At 57.8% G+C, this 5,058-nt stretch carries 2 rRNA genes; both read left to right on the plus strand.

Features of this window, described 5'->3' with window-relative positions:
* Nucleotides 1–1,327: ribosomal RNA gene (locus IEY94_RS22985) — 16S ribosomal RNA — on the plus strand; the annotation flags it as partial.
* A 468-nt stretch (nucleotides 1,328–1,795) separates the two neighbouring features.
* A 23S ribosomal RNA gene (locus tag IEY94_RS22990) occupies nucleotides 1,796–4,906 on the plus strand.
* The last annotated feature ends 152 nt before the right edge of the window (nucleotides 4,907–5,058 follow it).

Raw genomic sequence — 5,058 nt, forward strand, 5'->3', positions numbered from 1 at the left:
GTGGGGGGTGGAAAGCTTTTGTGATCGGGGATGGACTCGCGGCCTATCAGCTTGTTGGTGGGGTAATGGCCTACCAAGGCGACGACGGGTAGCCGGCCTGAGAGGGCGACCGGCCACACTGGGACTGAGACACGGCCCAGACTCCTACGGGAGGCAGCAGTGGGGAATATTGCACAATGGGCGGAAGCCTGATGCAGCGACGCCGCGTGAGGGATGACGGCCTTCGGGTTGTAAACCTCTTTCAGCAGGGACGAAGCGAGAGTGACGGTACCTGCAGAAGAAGCGCCGGCCAACTACGTGCCAGCAGCCGCGGTAAGACGTAGGGCGCAAGCGTTGTCCGGAATTATTGGGCGTAAAGAGCTCGTAGGCGGCTTGTCGCGTCGACTGTGAAAACCTGCAGCTCAACTGTGGGCTTGCAGTCGATACGGGCAGGCTAGAATTCGGTAGGGGAGACTGGAATTCCTGGTGTAGCGGTGAAATGCGCAGATATCAGGAGGAACACCGGTGGCGAAGGCGGGTCTCTGGGCCGATATTGACGCTGAGGAGCGAAAGCGTGGGGAGCGAACAGGATTAGATACCCTGGTAGTCCACGCTGTAAACGTTGGGCGCTAGGTGTGGGGGGCCTCTCCGGCCTTCTGTGCCGCAGCTAACGCATTAAGCGCCCCGCCTGGGGAGTACGGCCGCAAGGCTAAAACTCAAAGGAATTGACGGGGGCCCGCACAAGCGGCGGAGCATGCGGATTAATTCGATGCAACGCGAAGAACCTTACCTGGGTTTGACATGTACGGAAATCCTGTAGAGATACAGGGTCCTTCGGGGCCGTTCACAGGTGGTGCATGGCTGTCGTCAGCTCGTGTCGTGAGATGTTGGGTTAAGTCCCGCAACGAGCGCAACCCTCGTTCCATGTTGCCAGCGGGTTATGCCGGGGACTCATGGAAGACTGCCGGGGTCAACTCGGAGGAAGGTGGGGATGACGTCAAGTCATCATGCCCCTTATGTCCAGGGCTTCACGCATGCTACAATGGCCGATACAAAGGGCTGCGATACCGTGAGGTGGAGCGAATCCCAAAAAGTCGGTCTCAGTTCGGATTGGGGTCTGCAACTCGACCCCATGAAGTCGGAGTCGCTAGTAATCGCAGATCAGCAACGCTGCGGTGAATACGTTCCCGGGCCTTGTACACACCGCCCGTCACGTCACGAAAGTCGGCAACACCCGAAGCCGGTGGCCCAACCCTTGTGGAGGGAGCCGTCGAAGGTGGGGCTGGCGATTGGGACGAAGTCGTAACAAGGTAGCCGTACCGGAAGGTGCGGCTGGATCACCTCCTTTCTAAGGAGCTTCCTGGCCGCGGTGACGTGGTCCAGGGTCCCCTGACCGCCCGAGTGTGGTGGTGGGGTGGCTCGCTTGGCGGAGACACTGGCGTAGTTCGGCCTGCTGGTCGGTTCTGTGTGGTGAGTACGCATCGCGCTTCTTCGGGGGTGTGGTGGTGGAAAGCTGGTCGCGGTTCTGGTTGGTGGTTGGATGTTGGAGAAGACACCCTGTTGAGTCCTGAGGGAACAAGCCTTGTTCCGCCCCGAGCGTGTGAGCGTGGTGGGTGGGGGGTTGTTGTCTTGGTGGTGCCGATCACGGCCCGTGCATCAAACGACCGTTACGCAGCGTGACACACCGGAAGTTTTGCCCTCGTTGGTGGGGGTGGGTTTTCGGGGGTGGGGGCTGGTGGCGGGGTTGTGGTGTGGTGGTGGGTTTGTGGTGTTGGTTGTTTGTTGAGAATTACACAGTGGACGCGAGCATCTTTGTGGTCAAGTTGTCAAGGGCAAACGGTGGATGCCTTGGCACCAGGAGCCGATGAAGGACGTGGGAGGCCGCGATAGGCCTGGGGGAGCTGTCAACCGAGCTGTGATCCCAGGGTGTCCGAATGGGGAAACCCGGCACCAGTCATGTGGTGTCACCCGCACCTGAACACATAGGGTGTGTGGGGGGAACGCCGGGAAGTGAAACATCTCAGTACCGGCAGGAAGAGAAAACAACATGTGATTCCGTGAGTAGTGGCGAGCGAAAGCGGATGAGGCTAAACCGGCTGCGTGTGATACCTGTCAGGGGTTGCGTGGTCGGGGTTGTGGGACCCTACTGGATCAGCTGACACTGGTCCGAGAAGTTATCAAGCATGCTGCTAGTCGAATGATCTGGAATGGTCGACCGTAGACGGTGAAAGTCCGGTAGGCGAAAGTGGCATGGTCTTCTGTGGGTGTTCCCGAGTAGCAGCGGACCCCTGAAATCTGCTGTGAATCTGCCAGGACCACCTGGCAAGCCTAAATACTACCTGGTGACCGATAGCGGACTAGTACCGTGAGGGAATGGTGAAAAGTACCCCGGGAGGGGAGTGAAATAGTACCTGAAACCGTTTGCCTACAATCCGTCGGAGCCTTACGGGGTGACGGCGTGCCTTTTGAAGAATGAGCCTGCGAGTTAGTGGTATGTGGCGAGGTTAACCCGTGTGGGGAAGCCGTAGCGAAAGCGAGTCTGAATAGGGCGTTTGAGTCGCATACTCTAGACCCGAAGCGGAGTGATCTAGCCATGGGCAGGCTGAAGCGCGGGTAAGACCGCGTGGAGGGCCGAACCCACCAACGTTGAAAAGTTGGGGGATGACCTGTGGTTAGGGGTGAAAGGCCAATCAAACTCCGTGATAGCTGGTTCTCCCCGAAATGCATTTAGGTGCAGCGTTGCGTGTTTCTTGCCGGAGGTAGAGCTACTGGATGGCCTAGGGGGCCCACAAGCTTACCGAAGTCAGCTAAACTCCGAATGCCGGTAAGTGAGAGCGCGGCAGTGAGACTGCGGGGGATAAGCTTCGTAGTCGAGAGGGAAACAGCCCAGATCACCAGCTAAGGCCCCTAAGCGTGTGCTAAGTGGAAAAGGATGTGGGATCGCACGGACAACCAGGAGGTTGGCTTAGAAGCAGCCACCCTTTAAAGAGTGCGTAATAGCTCACTGGTCAAGTGGTTCCGCGCCGACAATGTAGCGGGGCTCAAGTACACCGCCGAAGCTGTGGCATTCACATATGTACTTCGCATGATTCTTTCGAGGGTTGTGTGCAGGTGTGTGGATGGGTAGGGGAGCGTCGTGCCGGGGGTGAAGCAGCGGGGTGACCCAGCTGTGGACGCGGCACGAGTGAGAATGCAGGCATGAGTAGCGAAAGAAGGGTGAGAAACCCTTCCGCCGGATGACCAAGGGTTCCAGGGCCAGGCTAATCCGCCCTGGGTGAGTCGGGACCTAAGGCGAGGCCGAGAGGCGTAGTCGATGGACAACGGGTTGATATTCCCGTACCCGCGAAGGAGCGCCCATGACGAACCTTGCTGTGCTAACCACCGGAAGGGATGGAGGTCTTCGGATCGATATTCTGGACGCTGGGAACCCGGTGGGTAGTAGTCAAGCGATGGGGTGACGCAGGAAGGTAGCTGATCCCGGCCGGTGGTTGTGCCGGGGTAAGCGTGTAGGCCGTGGTGTAGGCAAATCCGCACCGCATGAAGGCTGAGACGTGATGCCGAGCCGTTTTGGTGAAGTCAGTGATCCTATGCTGCCGAGAAAAGCCTCTAGCGAGCTTCTAGCGGCCCGTACCCCAAACCGACACAGGTGGTCAGGTAGAGAATACCGAGGCGATCGGGCGAACTGTGGTTAAGGAACTCGGCAAATTGCCCCCGTAACTTCGGGATAAGGGGGGCCGGACACGTGAAGCAACACGCTTGTGGAGCGTGGTATGGCCGCAGAGACCAGGGGGAAGCGACTGTTTACTAAAAACACAGGTCCATGCCAAGTCGTAAGACGATGTATATGGACTGACGCCTGCCCGGTGCTGGAACGTTAAGGGGACCGGTTAGCCTTTCGGGGCGAAGCTGAGAACTTAAGCGCCAGTAAACGGCGGTGGTAACTATAACCATCCTAAGGTAGCGAAATTCCTTGTCGGGTAAGTTCCGACCTGCACGAATGGCGTAACGACTTCCCTACTGTCTCAACCACAGGCCCGGCGAAATTGCATTACGAGTAAAGATGCTCGTTACGCGCGGCAGGACGGAAAGACCCCGGGACCTTTACTATAGCTTGACATTGGTATCCGAATTAGCTTGTGTAGGATAGGTGGGAGACTGTGAAGTCCACACGCCAGTGTGGGTGGAGTCAACGTTGAAATACCACTCTGGTTGATTTGGGTATCTAACTTCGGACCGTGATCCGGTTCAGGGACAGTGTCTGGTGGGTAGTTTAACTGGGGCGGTTGCCTCCTAAAGAGTAACGGAGGCGCCCAAAGGTTCCCTCAGCCTGGTTGGCAATCAGGTGTTGAGTGCAAGTACACAAGGGAGCTTGACTGTGAGACTGACAGGTCGAGCAGGGACGAAAGTCGGGACTAGTGATCCGGCACTTGCGAGTGGAAGCGGTGTCGCTCAACGGATAAAAGGTACCCCGGGGATAACAGGCTGATCTTCCCCAAGAGTCCATATCGACGGGATGGTTTGGCACCTCGATGTCGGCTCGTCGCATCCTGGGGCTGTAGCAGGTCCCAAGGGTTGGGCTGTTCGCCCATTAAAGCGGTACGCGAGCTGGGTTTAGAACGTCGTGAGACAGTTCGGTCCCTATCCGCCGTGCGCGTAGGATACTTGAGAAGGGCTGTCCCTAGTACGAGAGGACCGGGACGGACGAACCTCTGGTGTGCCAGTTGTCCCGCCAGGGGCACGGCTGGTTGGCTACGTTCGGAAAGGATAACCGCTGAAAGCATCTAAGCGGGAAGCCTGCTTCAAGATGAGGTATCCCACCCCTTTGTGGGGTAAGGCCCCCAGCCAGACGACTGGGTTGATAGGCCGGAGATGTAAGCACGGTAACGTGTTCAGTCGACCGGTACTAATAGGCCGAGGACTTGACCTACAAACATGCTACGCGTCCACTGTGTAACTCTGAACAAACAACCCCTGACTCCCGTGATGGGCGGGTGAGGTTGGGTGTGGTTGACATGTTCATAGGGTTACGGCGGCTATAGCGGAGGGGAAACGCCCGGTAACATTCCGAACCCGGAAGCT

Origin of the sequence: Pilimelia anulata, from assembly GCF_014647895.1 — a bacterium.
Lineage (GTDB): Bacteria > Actinomycetota > Actinomycetes > Mycobacteriales > Micromonosporaceae > Pilimelia > Pilimelia anulata.